Annotated in this window: 14 protein-coding genes; 10 read left to right on the top strand and 4 right to left on the bottom strand. The window is 72.7% G+C overall.

The features are described from left to right. Positions 1 to 226: 226 nt before the first annotated feature. The 3 genes from B9S64_RS06895 to B9S64_RS06885 all read left to right on the top strand — a co-directional run bounded on the left by B9S64_RS06895 (position 227) and on the right by B9S64_RS06885 (position 7,466). Positions 227 to 961: a VIT1/CCC1 transporter family protein gene (locus B9S64_RS06895; RefSeq protein ID WP_103489811.1), complete on the top strand. Its 735-nt coding sequence runs from the start codon at positions 227 to 229 to the stop codon at positions 959 to 961. Between the two features lie 450 nt (positions 962 to 1,411). After that, positions 1,412 to 6,013: a glutamate synthase large subunit gene (gene gltB / locus B9S64_RS06890; RefSeq protein ID WP_103489812.1), complete on the top strand. Its 4,602-nt coding sequence runs from the start codon at positions 1,412 to 1,414 to the stop codon at positions 6,011 to 6,013. Beyond that, entirely contained in the window at positions 6,006 to 7,466 is a 1,461-nt protein-coding gene (locus B9S64_RS06885) for a glutamate synthase subunit beta (protein WP_103489813.1), read from the top strand. Before gltB ends, B9S64_RS06885 begins: the two co-directional genes overlap by 8 nt. A 136-nt stretch (positions 7,467 to 7,602) precedes the next feature. Here the strand turns inward: B9S64_RS06885 and B9S64_RS06880 are convergent, their stop codons facing one another. Next, entirely contained in the window at positions 7,603 to 8,517 is a 915-nt protein-coding gene (locus B9S64_RS06880) for a rhomboid family intramembrane serine protease (RefSeq protein WP_103489814.1), read from the bottom strand. 161 nt (positions 8,518 to 8,678) lie between these two features. On the opposite strand from B9S64_RS06880, the gene B9S64_RS06875 reads away from it, so the two are divergent. The 4 genes from B9S64_RS06875 to B9S64_RS06860 all read left to right on the top strand — a co-directional run bounded on the left by B9S64_RS06875 (position 8,679) and on the right by B9S64_RS06860 (position 12,331). Next, positions 8,679 to 9,425: a VWA domain-containing protein gene (locus B9S64_RS06875; RefSeq protein ID WP_103489815.1), complete on the top strand. Its 747-nt coding sequence runs from the start codon at positions 8,679 to 8,681 to the stop codon at positions 9,423 to 9,425. 91 nt (positions 9,426 to 9,516) lie between these two features. Continuing rightward, positions 9,517 to 10,017, top strand: coding sequence for a pyridoxamine 5'-phosphate oxidase family protein (locus B9S64_RS06870; RefSeq protein WP_103489816.1), 501 nt, complete (start codon positions 9,517 to 9,519; stop codon positions 10,015 to 10,017). A 248-nt stretch (positions 10,018 to 10,265) separates the two neighbouring features. Next, a complete protein-coding gene (locus tag B9S64_RS06865; RefSeq protein WP_003969786.1) occupies positions 10,266 to 10,469 on the top strand; it encodes a cold-shock protein in 204 nt (67 codons plus the stop codon). A gap of 197 nt (positions 10,470 to 10,666) precedes the next feature. After that, on the top strand, positions 10,667 to 12,331 hold the full coding sequence (locus B9S64_RS06860; protein WP_109491994.1) for a DEAD/DEAH box helicase: 1,665 nt from the start codon (positions 10,667 to 10,669) through the stop codon (positions 12,329 to 12,331). A gap of 84 nt (positions 12,332 to 12,415) precedes the next feature. Here the strand turns inward: B9S64_RS06860 and B9S64_RS06855 are convergent, their stop codons facing one another. Beyond that, positions 12,416 to 13,489: an ankyrin repeat domain-containing protein gene (locus tag B9S64_RS06855; RefSeq protein ID WP_109491993.1), complete on the bottom strand. Its 1,074-nt coding sequence runs from the start codon at positions 13,487 to 13,489 to the stop codon at positions 12,416 to 12,418. Between the two features lie 38 nt (positions 13,490 to 13,527). Continuing rightward, on the bottom strand, positions 13,528 to 14,433 hold the full coding sequence (locus B9S64_RS06850; RefSeq protein ID WP_103488778.1) for a hypothetical protein: 906 nt from the start codon (positions 14,431 to 14,433) through the stop codon (positions 13,528 to 13,530). 235 nt (positions 14,434 to 14,668) lie between these two features. Here B9S64_RS06850 and B9S64_RS06845 point away from each other — a divergent pair, with 235 nt between their 5' ends. Then, positions 14,669 to 15,439 carry a serine protease gene (locus B9S64_RS06845; RefSeq protein ID WP_103488779.1) on the top strand — a complete coding sequence of 257 codons (771 nt, stop codon included), beginning with the start codon at positions 14,669 to 14,671 and terminating at the stop codon, positions 15,437 to 15,439. Between the two features lie 4 nt (positions 15,440 to 15,443). Here B9S64_RS06845 and B9S64_RS06840 read toward each other — a convergent pair whose 3' ends face one another. After that, a complete protein-coding gene (locus tag B9S64_RS06840; RefSeq protein WP_103488780.1) occupies positions 15,444 to 17,261 on the bottom strand; it encodes a beta-galactosidase family protein in 1,818 nt (605 codons plus the stop codon). 126 nt (positions 17,262 to 17,387) lie between these two features. On the opposite strand from B9S64_RS06840, the gene B9S64_RS06835 reads away from it, so the two are divergent. Both B9S64_RS06835 and B9S64_RS06830 read left to right on the top strand, forming a co-directional pair. Continuing rightward, positions 17,388 to 18,248, top strand: a complete 861-nt coding sequence (locus B9S64_RS06835) for an AraC family transcriptional regulator (protein WP_103488781.1) — start codon at positions 17,388 to 17,390, stop codon at positions 18,246 to 18,248. A gap of 34 nt (positions 18,249 to 18,282) precedes the next feature. Continuing rightward, on the top strand, positions 18,283 to 18,618 hold the full coding sequence (locus tag B9S64_RS06830) for a chorismate mutase (protein WP_103488782.1): 336 nt from the start codon (positions 18,283 to 18,285) through the stop codon (positions 18,616 to 18,618). Positions 18,619 to 18,667: the final 49 nt, after the last annotated feature.

Raw genomic sequence — 18,667 nt, 5'->3', positions numbered from 1 at the left:
GCCGTCCGCCGCTGCCCCGGACCCCGCTGCGATCTCTCCCACGCGGCTTCCCGTGCCTGGCGGACAACGCTGACAAAAGGGCCACTCGGGGGACACCGCCGAAAGGGCTCCAAACCACCGGTAAGTACGGCCTTCCTTGCTGGCGGGCAATGTTTTCCGCGCGTACTTTCGAGCCTGGAGCGGGGGTACGGCACAAGGAGTCCGCCCCCGGAGGAGGGGGAGAACTGTGTCCGTCGTCGAGACCGGCGCCGACCTGCACGAGGCGCACCGTGACAACCACACGCACCGCGATGTGACCGGCGGCTGGCTGCGGCCGGCGGTCTTCGGGGCCATGGACGGGCTCGTCTCCAACCTCGCCCTGATGACGGGCGTCGCGGGCGGGGCCGTCTCCCAGCAGACCATCGTCATCACCGGCCTCGCCGGACTGGCCGCGGGCGCGTTCTCCATGGCGGCCGGCGAGTACACCTCCGTCGCCTCGCAGCGTGAACTCGTCGAGGCCGAACTCGCCGTCGAGCGACAGGAGTTGCGCAAGCACCCCAAGGACGAGATGGACGAGCTGGCCGCCCTGTACGTGACCCGCGGCGTCGAACCCGAGCTCGCCGGGGAGGTGGCCCGGCAGCTCTCGCAGGACCCCGAGCAGGCGCTGGAGATACACGCCCGCGAGGAGCTCGGCGTGGACCCCGGAGACCTGCCCTCGCCGCTCCTCGCGGCCGTCTCGTCCTTCGGCGCCTTCGCGCTGGGCGCCCTGCTGCCCGTACTGCCCTACCTGCTCGGCGCCACCGAGCTGTGGCCCGCCGTGCTGCTCGCCCTGCTCGGACTGTTCGGCTGCGGCGCGATCGTGTCCCGGGTGACCGCGCGGACCTGGTGGTTCAGCGGACTGCGGCAACTCGTCCTCGGCGGGACGGCCGCCGCCCTCACCTACGGTCTGGGCACGCTGTTCGGCGTGGCGGTGGGCGGCTGACGGCCCCCGGCCTACGGCGCGGCGGCCCCGGCCCTACGGCGAGGCGGCCCCCGTCCCACGGTGCGGAGGCCCCCGCCCGCCGGTGCGCGGATGTGACATTCGTCGTGGCGCGCGCCTCTGGGCGGGCACGGCGGTGCGGCCCTAGGATGAGCCGCCATGCAGGAATGCGCATAAGTAGTCATTACTCGGCGGTTTCAATTTCCTGGCCGCCGGGCAAGAGCCGTAGACACCGCAGGCAACGACGCCTGCTCCCTGCGGTCTCCCGGACAGTCATCCGCCACCCGGATCGTCCGGTCACGACCCCGTCGCCACGCTTCCATGGCGTCCGCATGATGGAACGGCCTATCCGCTGTGTGAGAAGCGCTCCATCATGTAATCTTCAGCAACTTTCGCAGAGGGCCAACGTCGTCCCTCGGCACCGCACATGCCACGACGACGACGGGAGAGCCGATGCGTTTCGACGCCTGGTCGCCCATGGACGGTCGCCCCGCCCAGCAGGGGATGTACGACCCCCGTAACGAGCACGACGCCTGCGGTGTCGGGTTCGTGGCCACTCTGACCGGCATCGCCAGCCATGAGCTGGTCGAGCAGGCGCTGACCGTGCTGCGTAACCTCGAACACCGCGGTGCCACCGGATCCGAGCCCGACTCGGGTGACGGCGCGGGCATCCTCCTCCAGGTCCCGGACGCCTTCCTCCGTGAGGAGGCCGCGTTCGCCCTGCCCGAGGCCGGTTCCTACGCCGTGGGCATCGCCTTCCTGCCCGCGGACGACTCCGCCCAGGCCGTCCGGCGGATCGAGGAGATCGCCGCCGAAGAGGGCCTCGACGTCCTCGGCTGGCGCCAGGTGCCGGTCGCGCCGGACATCCTCGGCAAGGGCGCCCGCGCCACCATGCCCGAGTTCCGCCAGCTCTTCGTCGCGGGAGGCGCCCGCGCGGGGGAGGGCGGGAGCACCGGCATCGCGCTCGACCGCAAGGCGTTCGTCCTGCGCAAGCGCGCCGAGCGGGAGGCCGGGGTGTACTTCCCCTCCCTCTCCGCACGCACGATCGTCTACAAGGGAATGCTCACCACCGGGCAGCTGGAGCCGTTCTTCCCGGACCTCTCCGACGGCCGCTTCGCCACCGCCCTCGCCCTGGTCCACTCGCGCTTCTCCACCAACACCTTCCCGAGCTGGCCGCTCGCCCACCCGTACCGCTTCGTCGCGCACAACGGCGAGATCAACACGGTCAAGGGCAACCGCAACTGGATGAAGGCCCGCGAGTCCCAGCTCGCCTCCGGCCTGTTCGGCTCCGCCGACGGCGGACCGGACGACGGGACGCGGCTCGACCGGATCTTCCCCGTCTGCACCCCGGACGCCTCCGACTCCGCCTCCTTCGACGAGGTCCTGGAACTGCTCCACCTCGGCGGCCGCTCGCTGCCGCACTCGGTGCTGATGATGGTCCCCGAGGCATGGGAGAACCACGCCTCCATGGACCCCGCCCGGCGCGCGTTCTACCAGTACCACTCCGCGATGATGGAGCCCTGGGACGGCCCGGCCTGCGTCACCTTCACCGACGGCGTCCAGGTCGGCGCGGTCCTCGACCGCAACGGACTGCGCCCCGGCCGCTACTGGGTCACCGACGACGGCCTCGTCGTCCTCTCCTCCGAGGTCGGCGTCCTGGACATCGACCCGGCCAGGGTCGTCCGCAAGGGCCGCCTCCAGCCCGGCCGGATGTTCCTCGTCGACACCGCCGAGCACCGCATCGTCGAGGACGAGGAGATCAAGGCGTCCCTCGCCGCCGAGCACCCCTACGCCGAGTGGCTGGAAACCGGCGAGATCGAGCTGGAGGACCTGCCCGAGCGCGAGCACATCGTCCACACCCACGCCTCGGTCACCCGCCGTCAGCAGACCTTCGGCTACACCGAGGAAGAGCTCCGCGTCATCCTCGCCCCGATGGCCCGCACCGCCGGCGAACCGCTGGGCTCCATGGGCACCGACTCGCCGATCGCCGCCCTCTCCGCGCGCCCCCGGCTCCTCTTCGACTACTTCACCCAGCTCTTCGCCCAGGTCACCAACCCGCCGCTGGACGCCATCCGCGAGGAGCTCGTCACCTCGCTGCGCTCCGTGCTGGGCCCCCAGGGCAACCTCCTGGAGCCGACCGCCGCGTCCTGCCGCAGCGTCGCCCTGCCGTTCCCGGTGATCGACAACGACGAGCTGGCCAAGCTGATCCACATCAACGCCGACGGCGACATGCCGGGGATGAAGGCCGCCACCCTGGCCGGCCTCTACCGGGTCGGCGGGGGCGCCGACGCGCTGGCCGAGCGGATCGAGCGGATCTGCGCCGAGGCCGACGCCGCCATCGAGGACGGCGCCCGCATCGTCGTCCTGTCCGACCGGCACTCCGACGCCGAGCACGCGCCGATCCCCTCGCTGCTGCTCACCTCGGCCGTCCACCACCACCTCATCCGCACCAAGCAGCGCACCCAGGTGGGCCTGCTGGTCGAGGCCGGTGACGTCCGCGAGGTCCACCACGTCGCCCTGCTGATCGGCTACGGCGCCGCCGCCGTCAACCCGTACCTGGCGATGGAGTCCGTCGAGGACCTCGTCCGGGCCGGCACCTTCATCGAGGGCGTCGACACCGAGCAGGCCATCCGCAACCTGATCTACGCGCTGGGCAAGGGCGTCCTGAAGGTCATGTCCAAGATGGGCATCTCGACCGTCGCCTCCTACCGCGGCGCCCAGGTCTTCGAGGCCGTCGGCCTCGACGAGACCTTCGTCGCCCGGTACTTCAGCGGCACCCCCACCAAGATCGGCGGCGCCGGACTCGACGTCGTCGCCGAGGAGGTCGCCGCCCGGCACGCCAAGGCGTACCCCGTCTCCGGCATCGCCGCCTCGCACCGCGCGCTGGAGATCGGCGGCGAGTACCAGTGGCGCCGCGAGGGCGAACCGCACCTGTTCGACCCGGAGACCGTCTTCCGCCTCCAGCACGCCACCCGCACCCGCCGGTACGACATCTTCAAGAAGTACACCGACCGGGTCAACGCGCAGTCCGAGCGCCTCATGACGCTGCGCGGACTGTTCGGCTTCGCCTCGGGCCGCACACCGGTCCCCCTCGACGAGGTCGAGCCCGTCGCCGACCTCGTCAAGCGCTTCTCCACCGGCGCCATGTCGTACGGCTCCATCTCCCAGGAGGCGCACGAGACGCTCGCCGTCGCCATGAACCAGCTGGGCGGCAAGTCCAACACCGGTGAGGGCGGCGAGGACGCCGAGCGCCTGTACGACCCGGCGCGCCGCTCGTCCATCAAGCAGGTCGCCTCCGGCCGCTTCGGCGTCACCAGCGAGTACCTGGTCAACGCGGACGACATCCAGATCAAGATGGCCCAGGGTGCCAAGCCCGGCGAGGGCGGCCAGCTGCCCGGCCACAAGGTCTACCCGTGGGTCGCCAGGACCCGCCACTCCACCCCCGGGGTCGGCCTGATCTCACCCCCGCCGCACCACGACATCTACTCCATCGAGGACCTCGCCCAGCTGATCCACGACCTCAAGAACGCCAACCCGGCGGCCCGCATCCACGTGAAGCTGGTCTCCGAGGTCGGTGTCGGCACGGTCGCCGCCGGCGTCTCCAAGGCCCACGCGGACGTCGTCCTGATCTCCGGCCACGACGGCGGCACGGGCGCCTCCCCGCTCACCTCGCTCAAGCACGCGGGCGGCCCCTGGGAGCTCGGCCTCGCGGAGACCCAGCAGACCCTGCTGCTCAACGGCCTGCGCGACCGCATCGTCGTACAGACCGACGGCCAGCTCAAGACCGGCCGGGACGTCGTCATCGCCGCACTGCTCGGCGCCGAGGAGTTCGGTTTCGCGACCGCGCCGCTCGTCGTCTCCGGCTGCGTCATGATGCGCGTCTGCCACCTGGACACCTGCCCGGTCGGCATCGCCACCCAGAACCCCGTCCTGCGCGAGCGGTTCTCCGGCAAGGCCGAACACCTCGTCAACTTCTTCGAGTTCATCGCCGAAGAGGTCCGCGAGATCCTCGCCGAGCTCGGCTTCCGTACGATCGAGGAGGCCGTCGGCCACGCCGAACTCCTCGACACCGAGCGGGCCGTCACCCACTGGAAGGCCCAGGGACTCGACCTCGCGCCCCTCTTCCACGTGCCGGAACTGCCCGAAGGCGCGGTCCGCCACCGGATCGCCGAGCAGGACCACGGTCTGGCCAAGGCCCTCGACAACGAGCTGATCAGGCTCGCCGCCGACGCGCTCGGCGCCGACAGCGCCGAGAGGGCCCAGCCGGTCCGCGCGCAGATCGCCATCCGCAACATCAACCGCACCGTCGGCACGATGCTCGGACACGAGGTCACCAGGAAGTTCGGCGGGGCGGGCCTGCCCGAGAACACCATCGACCTCACCTTCACCGGCTCCGCGGGCCAGTCCTTCGGCGCCTTCGTCCCGCGCGGGGTGACCCTGCGCCTGGAGGGCGACGCCAACGACTACGTCGGCAAGGGCCTCTCCGGCGGCCGCGTCGTCGTCCGCCCGGACCGGGGCGCCGACCACCTCGCGGAGTACTCCACCATCGCCGGCAACACCATCGGCTACGGCGCCACCGGCGGCGAGATCTTCCTGCGCGGCCGGACCGGCGAACGCTTCTGCGTCCGCAACTCCGGTGCCACGGTCGTCTCGGAAGGCGTGGGCGACCACGGCTGCGAGTACATGACCGGCGGCCACGCCGTCGTCCTCGGCGAGACCGGCCGCAACTTCGCCGCCGGCATGTCGGGCGGCATCGCCTACGTCGTCGACCTCGACCCCGACAACGTCAACACCGGCAACCTCGGCGCCGTCGAGCCCCTCGACACCACCGACCGGCAGTGGCTGCACGACGTCGTGCGCCGCCACCACGAGGAGACCGGCTCCACGGTCGCCGAGAAGCTGCTCGCCGACTGGGACACCGCGGTGACCCGGTTCAGCAAGATCATCCCGACCACGTACAAGGCAGTGCTCGCCGCCAAGGACGCCGCCGAGCTCGCCGGTCTCTCCGAGCAGGAGACCACCGAGAAGATGATGGAGGCGGCGACCCATGGCTGACCCCAAGGGCTTCCTGACCACCGGACGCGAGGTCGCGCGGACCCGCCCCGTCGCCGAGCGCGTCAAGGACTGGAACGAGGTCTACGTCCCGGGCTCCCTGCTGCCGATCATCAGCAAGCAGGCGAGCCGCTGCATGGACTGCGGCATCCCGTTCTGCCACCAGGGCTGCCCGCTCGGCAACCTCATCCCCGAGTGGAACGACTTCGCCTACCGCGAGGACTGGACCGCCGCGTCCGAGCGCCTGCACGCCACGAACAACTTCCCGGAGTTCACCGGGCGGCTCTGCCCGGCGCCCTGCGAATCGGCGTGCGTGCTCGGCATCAACCAGCCGCCCGTCACCATCAAGAACGTCGAAGTCTCCATCATCGACAAGGCCTGGGACAACGGCGACGTCACCCCGCAGCCGCCCGACCGGCTCTCCGGCAAGACCGTCGCCGTCATCGGCTCCGGCCCCGCCGGACTGGCCGCGGCCCAGCAGCTCACCCGGGCGGGCCACACCGTCGCCGTCTACGAGCGCGCCGACCGCATCGGCGGCCTGCTCCGCTACGGCATCCCCGAGTTCAAGATGGAGAAGTCGCACATCAACCGCCGCATCGAGCAGATGCGCGCGGAGGGCACCAAGTTCCGCACCGAGACCGAGATCGGCCGGGACATCGACGCCACGAAGCTGCGCCGCCGCCACGACGCGGTCGTCATCGCCGCCGGTGCCACGGTCTCCCGGGACCTGCCGGTCCCCGGCCGTGAACTGAACGGCGTGCACTTCGCGATGGAGTACCTGCCGCTCGCCAACAAGGTGCGCGAGGGCGACCTGACGGTCTCCCCGATCACCGCCGAGGGCAAGCACGTCGTCGTCATCGGCGGCGGCGACACCGGCGCCGACTGCGTCGGTACCGCCCACCGGCAGGGCGCGGCCTCCGTCACCCAGCTGGAGATCATGCCCCGGCCGGGCGAGGAGCGTCACGCCGGGCAGCCCTGGCCGACGTTCCCGATGCTCTACAAGGTCACCTCCGCGCACGAGGAGGGCGGCGAACGGATCTACTCCGTCTCCACCACCCACTTCGAGGGCGACGAGGACGGCAACGTCCAGGCCCTGCACCTGATCGAGGTGGAGTTCACGGACGGAAAGCTGGAGCAGAAGCCCGGCACCGAGCGGCGCGTCCCCGCCCAGCTCGTCACCCTGGCGATGGGCTTCACCGGCACCGACCAGGCCAACGGCCTCGTCCAGCAGTTCGGCCTGGAGCTCGACGCACGCGGTAACATCGCCCGGGACGAGGAGTACGCGACCAACGTCGAGGGCGTCTACGTCGCCGGCGACGCCGGGCGCGGCCAGTCCCTCATCGTCTGGGCCATCGCCGAGGGCCGGTCCGCCGCCCGCGGAGTGGACCGCTACCTCACCGGCGCCAGCGCGCTGCACGCCCCCATCCGCCCGACGGACCGGTCGCTCATGGTCTGACCCGGGCCACACAGACGTCCCGTACAACGGCGTACGGAACTGAACACGGCGCCCGCCATGTCCCCGACCAAGGACCGGCGGGCGCCGCGGCGTGTCCGGCCGCGCCGCCCGGACACCGGGCGGCCGCCGGGGGCGGTCAGCCGCCCCCGGCCAGGGCGGCGGTACGCACGGCCACCACCACCGCCAGCAGCACGACCAGGACCGCCCCGCCCGCCAGTTGTGCCGCCGAGGTACGCAACCGGGCCGGCGCGTAGGCCAGTCCGTACGTCACCAGGCCACCGGTCAGCAGACCGCCGAGGTGGCCCTCCCACGAGGTGAACACCGCGGAGATCACCATCCACAGCAGGAACCCGGCCAGGAAGCGGTTGACCGCCCGCATGTCCCGGCCCAGACGGCGGTTGATCACGTAGAACGAGGCGGCGAGGCCGAAGATCGCGCCGGACGCGCCGACCACCGGTGTCTCCGGCGAGATCAGGTACACCAGCACCGAACCGCCCACCGCGGACAGCAGGTACAGCGCCAGGTACCGCGCCCGGCCGAGCTGGCCCTCCACGGCCCGGCCCAGGTTCCAGAGCGCGAGCATGTTGAACACCAGGTGCATCACGCCGAACGAGGTGTCCGGCGGCAGATGCAGGAACGCCCCGGTCAGCAGCCGGTACCACTCCCCGTCCGCGACCCCGCTCAGCTCGAACCCGGGATACGTCTCGCCCGGGTAGTAGTACCGCTCGCCCGAGACATCGACCAGGACCGCGCCCACCATGCCGAACCGGTCCACCGTCTCGGACCGGACCACCTCGACGACGTACGCGACGATGTTCAGCGCCATCAGCACATACGTCACCACGGGCGCCGCGGCCCGCGGCACCGTGCCGCCGAACAGCGAACGCGCCTGGCGGACGGAGCGCTGACCCTCCCTCACGCACTCCACGCAGTGGTGGCCGACGGAGGCCTCCCGCATGCAGTCCGGACATATGTAGCGGTCGCAACGGACGCACCGCACATACGTCTCGTACGACGGATGGCGGTAACACATGGTGGCGGCGGCCTCCATGGCCGTCTCCTTCATTCGTGGACGGGCTGGAAGGGGCCGCGGGGCGGCGGCGCTCAAGATAGCGAACCGCGGTGGACGGGCCCGCACCTGGGTCTCCCGTACGCCCGGCACGTACCCTCGGTCCCCAGCCGCTTGTCCGTCGAGCTGATCGGGGTACAGCCATGGCCCGCACACCGTCCACCTCCGCCGGCCCGGCCATCAGCCTGGCCAAGGTGCGCGAACGGGCCCCCGCGCTCGTCAGCCTCTACAAGAGCGCCGAGGCGTCCCTGGAGCGGCACGGGATGAGCGGGGAGAGGGCGGCGGTCTACCTGGTGCTGGACTGGTCCGGTTCCATGCGGCGGTACTACCGCGACGGCAGCATGCAGGCGTTCGCCGACCGGGTGCTGGGGCTGTCTGCCCACCTCGACGACGACGGCCGGGTACCCGTCGTGTTCTTCTCCACGGACATCGACGCGGTCGACGAGATAGGCCTGGACGACCACCACGGGCGCGTCGGGGCGATCGTGGACGGCCTCGGGCACATGGGACGGACCAACTACCACGTGGCCATGGACGCGGTCATCGACCACTACCTCGACAGCGGTGCGACCGCGCCCGCGCTCGTCGTCTTCCAGACCGACGGCGGGCCGCTCAGCAGGCACGCGGCGGAACGTTACCTCTGCAAGGCGGCGCGACTGCCCCTGTTCTGGCAGTTCGTCGGCTTCGGGAGCGAGCGCGGCCACCAGTTCGACTTCCTGCGCAGACTCGACGAACTCGCCGTCCCCGCCGCGCGCCAGGTCGACAACGCGGGCTTTTTCGCCGCGGGCCGGGACCCGCGCGCCCTGCCCGACGCCGAACTGTACGACCGGATCGTCGCCGAGTTCCCGCACTGGCTCGCGGCCGCCAGGGCCGCCGGAATCGTCCGCTGACCCCGCGCGCCGCCCCCGGCCCCTCCCGGCCGCCGTGACACGCCCGGAAACACCGACAGAAGGTGTCTGGATTACCGGGTTCCATGGACCCATGACAACGCGTTCGTGGGAAGACTTCCGCACCGAGCAGCCGGCCTTCGCCGACACCGCCCGGGAGCGGTTCCAGCAGTACCGCCACCACGTCCTGGCCACCCTGCGCAAGGACGGCTCGCCCAGGGTCACCGGTCTGGAGGTGGCCTTCGGGCGGGGAGAGCTGTGGCTCGGCATGATGCCGAACTCCCGCAAGGCGCTCGACCTGCGCCGCGACCCCCGCTTCTCCCTCCAGGCCAACCCCGGCGCCGGTGCCGAGATGGCCGACGGGGACGTCCGGGTCTCCGGCCGGGCGTTCGAGGTGACCGACCCCGCCGTACGGGCCGGCTACGCCGAGGACACCTCGCCCCCGGAGCCCTTCCTCCTCTTCCGCGCCGAACCCGACGAGGTCGTCCGCACGGGGCTCGACGGCGAGGAGATCGTCCTCCAGGTGTGGCGCCCCGGACGCCCCCTGCGCACTCTGCGCAGGACCGGGGACGACACGCCGCCCCGCGAGGTCTGACGCCCGTGGCGCGCGGCCGGACACCGCGCCGCGCCGCACCCGGCGCGTCATGATCCACCGCACGGCCGCAGAACGTGCTACGGTTGCCGAGTTGCAGTTTTGGTACCCATGAACTTTATGTGCGCCTGACGGGAACCTCCTTCAGGCGCTTTATTGTTTTCCGGCTTTCTCCGGATGGGGCTCAATGCGGCGACTTGGAATCCGTGAAGTGCGGATTTCCGGCACTGCACCTCTTTTAGGAGAATGACATGGCTACTGGAACCGTGAAGTGGTTCAACTCGGAAAAGGGCTTCGGCTTCATCGAGCAGGACGGCGGCGGCGCCGACGTCTTCGCCCACTACTCGAACATCGCCACCTCGGGCTTCCGTGAGCTCCAGGAGGGCCAGAAGGTCTCCTTCGACGTCACGCAGGGCCAGAAGGGCCCGCAGGCGGAGAACATCGTCCCGGCCTGATCTCCGGACGCGTACCTCGCAACCGGGGCTCGCACCTTCACGGTGCGGGCCCCGGTTTGTGCTGTCTCCCGGCTCACTCCCGTCCCGGTGCCCTCGCGCCCTGGGACAACTGCTCCGTGCTCGCATCCTGGGGCGCACATCCAGCAGTCCGCAGCAGTCGGCAGAAACCCAGGAATCCCCCAGGAGGGTAATTCCGTATGACCCGTTTCGAACGCCAGGACCGACCGAACCGCAACCGCCCGGCCAAGGGCCGCGGCACGGACCGGGCCGCGTCGAACCCCCGCGGATCCGGCCGGGGCACCCCCCGCCGGAAGGCCGCGCCCGCCCAGGGCGGCGAGTTCGCCCTGCCCGAGACCCTCACCCCCGCGCTGCCCGCCGTCGGCCTGTTCGACGAGCTGGACATGCCGGCCGCGCTCCTGAAGACCCTCGTCGCGCAGGGGGTGACCGAGCCGTTCCCGATCCAGGGCGCCACCCTGCCGAACTCGCTGGCCGGCCGTGACATCCTCGGCCGGGGCCGCACCGGCTCCGGCAAGACCCTCGCCTTCGGCCTGGCCCTGCTCGCCCGTACCGCGGGCCGGCGCGCCCAGCCGCACGCCCCGCTGGCCATGGTCCTCGTCCCCACCCGTGAGCTGGCCCAGCAGGTGACCGACGCGCTGACGCCGTACGCGACGTCCGTGAACCTCCGGGTGGCCACCGTCGTCGGCGGGATGTCGATCAGCCGCCAGGCCGGGTCGCTGCGCCGTGGCGCCGAGGTGCTCGTCGCCACACCGGGCCGGCTCAAGGACCTCATCGAGCGCGGCGACTGCCGGCTCGACGAGGTCGCGATCACCGTGCTCGACGAGGCCGACCAGATGGCCGACATGGGCTTCATGCCGCAGGTCGTCGCCCTGCTCAAGCAGGTCGAGCCGGACGGACAGCGGATGCTGTTCTCCGCGACCCTCGACAAGAACATCGACCGGCTGGTCAAGATGTTCCTCAGCGACCCGGTCGTGCACTCCGTCGACCCGTCCGCCGGTGCCGTCACCACCATGGAGCACCATGTGCTGCACGTGGCGGACGAGACCGACAAGAAGGCCGTCGCCACCCGGATCGCCGCCCGCGACGGCCGGGTGATCATGTTCGTGGACACCAAGCGCGCCGCCGACCGCTTCGCCAAGCGGCTGCTCGCCAGCGGTGTCCGGGCCGCCGCCCTGCACGGCGGCCGGTCCCAGCCGCAGCGTAACCGGACCCTGGACCAGTTCAAGAACGGCCAGGTCACCGCGCTGGTCGCGACCAACGTGGCGGCACGCGGCATCCACGTCGACGACCTGGACCTGGTCGTCAACGTGGACCCGCCGACCGACCACAAGGACTACCTCCACCGCGGTGGGCGCACCGCGCGCGCCGGTGAGTCCGGCAGCGTCGTCACCCTGGTGCTGCCGGAGGAGAAGCGGGAGATGACCCGGCTGATGGCGGACGCGGGCATCGCGCCGCGCACCACCCGGGTCAGGTCCAGCGACGAGGAGCTGAGCCGGATCACGGGCGCCCGTGAGCCGTCCGGCGTCGCGATCGTCATCGAGGTGCCGCAGCCGGCCCAGCCGGCACCGCGCACCCGGGGCGGGGCCTCCGGCGCGTCCGGTGCCGCCCGCTCGGGCAGCCGGGGCCGCGGCCGCCGCCGTACGAGCGGCACGGGCACCGGTACGGGCGGCTCCACCGCCCAGGCCGCCGGCGCCCCCCGCACCGGCGGCGCTACGGGCCGCGGCGGCGCCGCGGGCGGTACGGGCCGTGGTGGCGCGGCTCGCGGCGGGGCGGGCGGCTCCGCCCGCCGCGCCGGTTCCGGGCGCGCCGACGGCGCTCCCACGCGTGGCCGCAGGGCCGCCTGACCGGCGCCCCGGCATCCCGCACGGCCCCGAAGGGCCCGGCCGCACCCGGCCGGGCCCTTCGGGCGTTCCCGCACCCCACCCGCGTCAGGACGGGGAGGCCGGTGCCTCGTGCTCGCGCAGGGCGCGGACCGCCGCTTCGGCCGCGACCGGGTGGGCGGCGTCCCCGGCCAGCTCCCGCAGCAGCGGCAGCGTCCGGACCCTGAACGGCCGCACCCCGTCACGGAAGCCGAGCCGCGCCAGCACGTCGGCGCCCAGCGCCCGCCGCAGCGTGTCCCCGCTCGCCGTCCACGCCGCGGCCGCCCGGAACGTCTCCTCGTCGCCGCGCAGCCGCAGCACCCGCACCGACTCCCGCCAGGCGTCCCGGCCCGGGTCCCGGCCGCGCAGGGCCCGGACGGCCAGGTGCTCGGACGGGGTGACCAGCCCCAGCGCCTCCTCCAGCAGCGTGGCGACCGCGGCGTGCCCCGTCTCCCGGTCCTGACCCGCGAACGGGCGCCCGTCCCGCAGCAGTTCGACCGTGACGAGCACCCCGCCCGGCACCGGTGTACGGCGTACCACGCTCGGGTGGCCCGGACCGTGCAGCGCCTCCAGGGCGCGGCGCAGCTCCGCCACCACGTCCACCGCCAGCATCCGGTGGGCCTCCTCCAGCGCCCCGTCGAGCCCCGGCGCCCCGTACCGCAGCAGCGCCCGCACGGTCCCGGCGGAACCGCGCCGGGCCGCGACCACGAGCGGCGGTTCGCCCTCCGGGCCCGGCAGCCCGGGATCCGCGCCCCGGGCCAGCAGCAGTTCCGCGATCCGGGCGTGCCCCAGCCCGGCCGCCCAGCGCAGCGCCGTGAAACCGAAGCCCTCCCGCAGGTCCGGCCGGGCCCCTGCGGACAGCAGCGCCTCCACCACCTCGGTGTGGCCGCCGCAGACCGCCCCGCACAACGGCAGATCGGCCGCGTCCGGCCCGCTCGGCCGGTCCGGGTCGGCCCCCGCGGCGAGCAGCAGCCGCACCGTACCGGGCAGATCCTCGACGGCCGCCAGGTACAGGACGGTCGTCCCGTCCCCGGCGCGGCCCTCCACCGGCGCGCCCGCGCGCAACGCCCGTACGACGGCGCTCTCGCCCTCGTACAGCGCCTCGACCAGGCCGGCCGCGTCACCAGCAGGTTCGTTGTTCATGCAACGACCCTACGGCGGTCCGGAGCGGTCCCCGCAGGTCAGGTGTCGCACTCCAGCACCGTGCGGCACAGCCCGCACCGGGCCCGCGTCCGGCCTCGGACCGGCACCCGGATCCGCTGGTGGCAGACCGGGCAGGGGAATTCGACGCGCGGGCCGCCGGGGCCGTCCCGGAAGGCGTACCCGTCACCCGGTCCGGTGACAGCGCCGGGGTGCTCCAGGGCGCGGCGCCGGTCCCGGGCGTAGCGGTGGCGGGCCGTCCAGCCCGCTCCGGCCAGCGGCGGGCGGCGTCGGTCGGCCAGCGCCCTGGCCCGGCCCTCGGTGTACGCCGTGTACGCCTGGGGGCTGGTGAACCACACCGAGGGGTCCTCGTCGAAGTCCAGCGCCCGCTGGGCGAGGACGTATCCGAACTCCTCCGGTGTGAGGTAGCCGAGCTTCTGACTGGACAGCGCGTCCTGCCGGAAGGCGTCCAGCAGCAGCCAGCCCGCGCCCAGATAGGCCGTCACCGTGTCGGTGAGGATCTCGTTGGCCCGGGTCCCGGGGAACTCCAGGCCCAGCCGGTGCAGCAGGACATGGGTGATCTCGTGGGACAGCGCGGCCGCGATGTCTCTGCGGTGGGTACGGAACCGGTCGTTCAGCTCGACGAAGTACTCCGGGCCCGCGGTGAGTTCGACCGCGGCGGCGTGCTCCATCCGCCGGAAGCCGACGACGATCCGGGCCCTCGGCAGCCGGAGGTGCTCGACCAGGGCGCCCGCCACCCGCTGGGCGCCGGGGTACAGGTCGTCGGTGTCCGCGAAGGCGGCGTCGGCCGGGGCCAGGCTGGTGGCGTACGCGCGCACCCCGTCGGGCGACAGCCGCCGGTAGAGCGCGGTGATCGCGGCCCGTACGGTCTCCAGGTGGGGGAAACCACGCTCGACCGGGCCGCCGCCGCCACCGGCTCCGCTCATGTCCGGACCCCCTTCGACCGCAAGGCGCGCACCTCACTGTAAAGGGGGACGCGGGCGGAGGCGTGGGGGTTGGCCGGGTGCCGATCTTGGCCGGAACGCAGGCCTTGTGACAGCGGTGATCCGATCCCGATAATCGGACCGGACTTGTCGCGAGCATGACTAGTTTCCCGGTTCCGGGCACCCGTCGTGCTCGCGGCGCCCTCCGGTCACCCCCCACCCGAAAGCAGGCAGTCAGATGAAGCTTCTCCGCGCCCTCAAGAGATACTCCGTCGTCGCCGCCGTCGCCCTCGCCGCGCTGAGCCTCCAGCCCTCCGCCTCGGCGGCCCCGGCCCCCGTCGTCGGCGGCACCCGGGCCGCCCAGGGCGAGTTCCCGTTCATGGTCCGCCTCTCGATGGGCTGCGGCGGCGCCCTCTACGCGCCGAACATCGTGCTGACCGCCGCCCACTGCGTGGACGGCTCCGGCACCAACACCTCCATCACCGCCACCGCCGGAGCCGTCGACCTCCAGTCCCCGAGCGCCGTCAAGGTCAAGTCCACCAAGGTCCTCCAGGCACCCGGCTACAACGGCTGGGGCAAGGACTGGGCGCTGATCAAGCTCGCCCAGCCCATCAACCAGCCCACCCTGAAGACCGCCACCACCACCGCGTACAACACCGGCACCTTCACCATCGCCGGCTGGGGCGCCGCCACCGAGGGCGGCGGCCAGCAGCGCTACCTCCTCAAGGCGACCGTCCCCTACGTCTCCGACGCCGTCTGCCGGCAGGCCTACGGCAGCGACCTCGTACCCGCCGAGGAACTCTGCGCCGGATACGTCAGCACCGGAGGCACCGACACCTGCCAGGGCGACTCCGGCGGCCCCATGTTCCGCAAGGACGACGCCGGAGCGTGGATACAGGTCGGCATCGTCAGCTGGGGCCAGGGCTGCGCGCGCCCCGGGTACCCCGGTGTCTACACCGAGGTCTCCACCTTCGCCTCGGCCATCGCGTCGGCCGCCGCGACCCTCTGACCGCTCACCCGGCCCCGGGCCCGGGGGCGCCCGTCCTGACCGGCGCCCCCGGGCCCAGCTCCACCCACGGTGCTCCCGCCCCCTCCAGCTCCAGCACCCACACCTCGTTGGCGCCCTCATGGAGCACCGGACCCGGGACGTACAGCGTCCGCCGCCGCCCCACCGACCGGTAGCGGCCCAGACAGAAACCGTTGACCCAGACGAACCCGTTCGTCCAGCCCGGGAGTTCCAGCCCCGCGTGACCGGTCTCCGGCCCGTCCACCAGGTCCGCCAGCTCGAAGAACCCCCGGAACAGCCCCGTGCCACCCGGCCCGGGCACCTCCCCGAACGGCACCCGGGCCGCCACCGCGCCCGGCTCCTCGAACGCGTCCAGCCGCAGCGCCCGCGCCCGCACCCCGTGCAGATACTGCCGCTCGTGCAGCACACCGCCGGTGACGCCCTTCGCCTCGCCCAGCCGGGGCCCGTAGTTGACCCGCCCCAGCGCGTCCACCCACAGCTCCACCTCCGCCGGACCCGCGACCGGCTCCGGGAGCGTGCGGTCCTCCTCGGTGAGCACCCCCGCCCGCACCCCGTCCACGTACACCACGGCCCGGTCCCGCAACCCCGCCACGGTCAGCGGATACGGCTGCCGGGGACCCGGCACCGCCACCCGGTAGCGCACCACACCGCGGTCCACCCCCAACTCCTCGAACGTCGGCGGAACACCGTACGGCCCGCCCTCCGGATCACCCAGCGCCTCCAGCGTCGCCGCCAGCGACGCCCCCTCCGTCAACGCGACCCGCACCGACCGCGCGGGCCCGGACGGCGACGGCGGCGGATCGGGCAGCGGACCGTCCGCGTACCCGGCCAGCACCTCCCGCATCGCCCAGAACGCGGGGGTGGCCCGCCCGTACTCGTCGACGGGCGCGTCGTAGTCGTACGAGGTCACCGTCGCCGCGAGCGGCCCCTCATGGAGCGGACCCGACCGGTTCGCCCCCGCCCAGCCGCCGAAGTTCGTCCCCCCGTGCGCCATGTACACATTGACCGACGCCCCGCACTCCAGGATCTCCCGCAACGCGCCCGCCACGTCCGCCGGATCGCGCGCCACCGGCCCGGCACCCCAGTGCTCGAACCAGCCGCACCAGAACTCCGCGCACATCAACGGCCCCTTCGGCCGGTGCCGGCGCAGCACCCGGAACGCCTCCCGCGCCCCGGAACCGAAGTTCACCGTCGCCAGGACCCCGGGCACCGAACCGCCCGTCAGCATGTGGTCCTCCGGGCCGTCCGACGTGAACAGCGGCACACTCACCCCGCCGCGCCGCAACAGCCCCGCCAGCTCCCGCAGATGCGCCTGGTCCGAGCCGTAACTCCCGTACTCGTTCTCCACCTGCACCATCACCACCGGACCGCCGGCCGTGATCTGACGCCCCACCACCTGCGGCAGCAGCTCACCGAACCAGCGCTCCACCGCCGCCGTGTACCCGGCGTCCCGGGTCCGTACCCGCCGCCCGAACCGCCCCGTCACCCAGGACGGCAGCCCGCCGTTCTCCCACTCCGCGCAGATGTACGGACCCGGCCGGACGACCGCCATCAGCCCCAGGGCGTGCGCCGCGTCCAGGAACCGGCCCAGCGCCCCCACGTCGTGGAACACCCCCGGCGAACGCTCGTGGAAATTCCACGGCACGTACGTCTCCACACAGTTGAGGCCCATCGCGCGCAGCATCGACAACCGGTGCCCCCACTGGGCCTCGTGCACCCGGAAGTAGTGCATCGCCCCCGACAACAGCCGCACCGGTCTGCCGTCGAGAGCGAAACGGTCGTCCACCACCGAGAAACCGGTCATCGTGCCCACGCTCCTGTGTCCGCTCGCCTGCCAGGTGCCCAGGCTCGCCCCTGGCGTCCCGCCCGTCCATGGAGAAAGATCACCCCTGCTTGGACACACAGAGTCCCGCAGGAAGGGGTACCACCGGTGCACCACATCTGGATGCGCTTCTTCACCCCCAGCGCACTCCACCAGCGCCTGGGCCTGGCCTGTCTCGGCGTCGGCCTCCAGCACGGCGCGCTGCCGACCGTCGGGCCCCGCACCCTCGACCACCACGTGGCCGTCGTGATCAACTCCGGCAGCGGCTGGTTCGCCGCCCCGGACGGCCGCCGGCTGGCCGTCACCGCCCCCAGCCTCATCTGGCTGACCCCCGGCACCCCGCACCACTACGGTCCCGGCCCGTCCGGATGGGACGAGAACTTCGTCGACTTCACCGGCCCGGCCACCACCACCTACACCGAACTCGGCTACATCGAACCCGACCGCCCCCTCGTCCCCCTCACCGACACCTCGGCCCCGCGCGCCGCCATCGGCCGCATCGTCCAGGCCGCCCACCGCGCCCGCCCCCTGCAAGAGGTCGAGGCCGGAGCCGCCGTCCACGAACTGCTGGTCTCCCTGCGCCGCTCCCGCGCCGACGTCGCACCCGACGGCGACCCGGTCCTGGGAGCCCTCGCCCGCGACGCGTTCCGCCCGCTCACCGTCGCCGAACACGCCGCCCGGCACGGGATGACACCCGCCGCGCTGCGCACCGCCGTACGCCGCGGAGCCGGAGTCGGCCCCAAGGAGTACCTGCTGAACATCCGCCTCGGCCGCGCCAAGGAACTCCTCGCCGCCACCGACCTCCCGGTGGCCGCCGTGGCCCGCGGGGTCGGCTACGACGACCCCGCCTACTTCTCCCGGCTGTTCGCCCGGCGCGTGGGCATCGCCCCGGTCCGCTTCCGCGAACAGCAGGGACGCGGCGCCCCGGACGGGCCGCCCGGCCGCGCCCCGTACCCCGGACACCCGTGACCGCGCCCCGGCCACTGCGTCTAAGCTCCGGACCATGACCATGAACGACATCGACGAGCCCGTACGAGCGGAACTGAACCGCCTGCGCGAAAGCATCGACAACATCGACGCCGCGGTCGTCCACATGCTCGCCGAGCGCTTCAAGGCCACCCAGCAGGTGGGCCTCCTCAAGGCACGGCACCACCTGCCGCCCGCCGACCCGGCCCGCGAGAGCCGTCAGATCGCCCGGCTGCGCCAGCTCGCCGAAAGCGCCAAGCTCGACCCGGCGTTCGCCGAGAAGCTGCTCAACTTCATCGTCGCCGAGGTCATCCGGCACCACGAGCGGATCGCCGAGCGGTCGGCGGAGGAGTCCGGCGCCACCGGCGCCTGACGCCGCCGCTCACCGGGTCCGCTCACCGGGTCCGCTCACCGGGTCCGTT

Origin of the sequence: Streptomyces sp. SM18, from assembly GCF_002910775.2 — a bacterium.
Taxonomy (GTDB): domain Bacteria; phylum Actinomycetota; class Actinomycetes; order Streptomycetales; family Streptomycetaceae; genus Streptomyces; species Streptomyces halstedii.
Note: the sequence above shows the minus strand (reverse complement) of the source record. Positions and strands in the feature narration are given on the sequence as shown.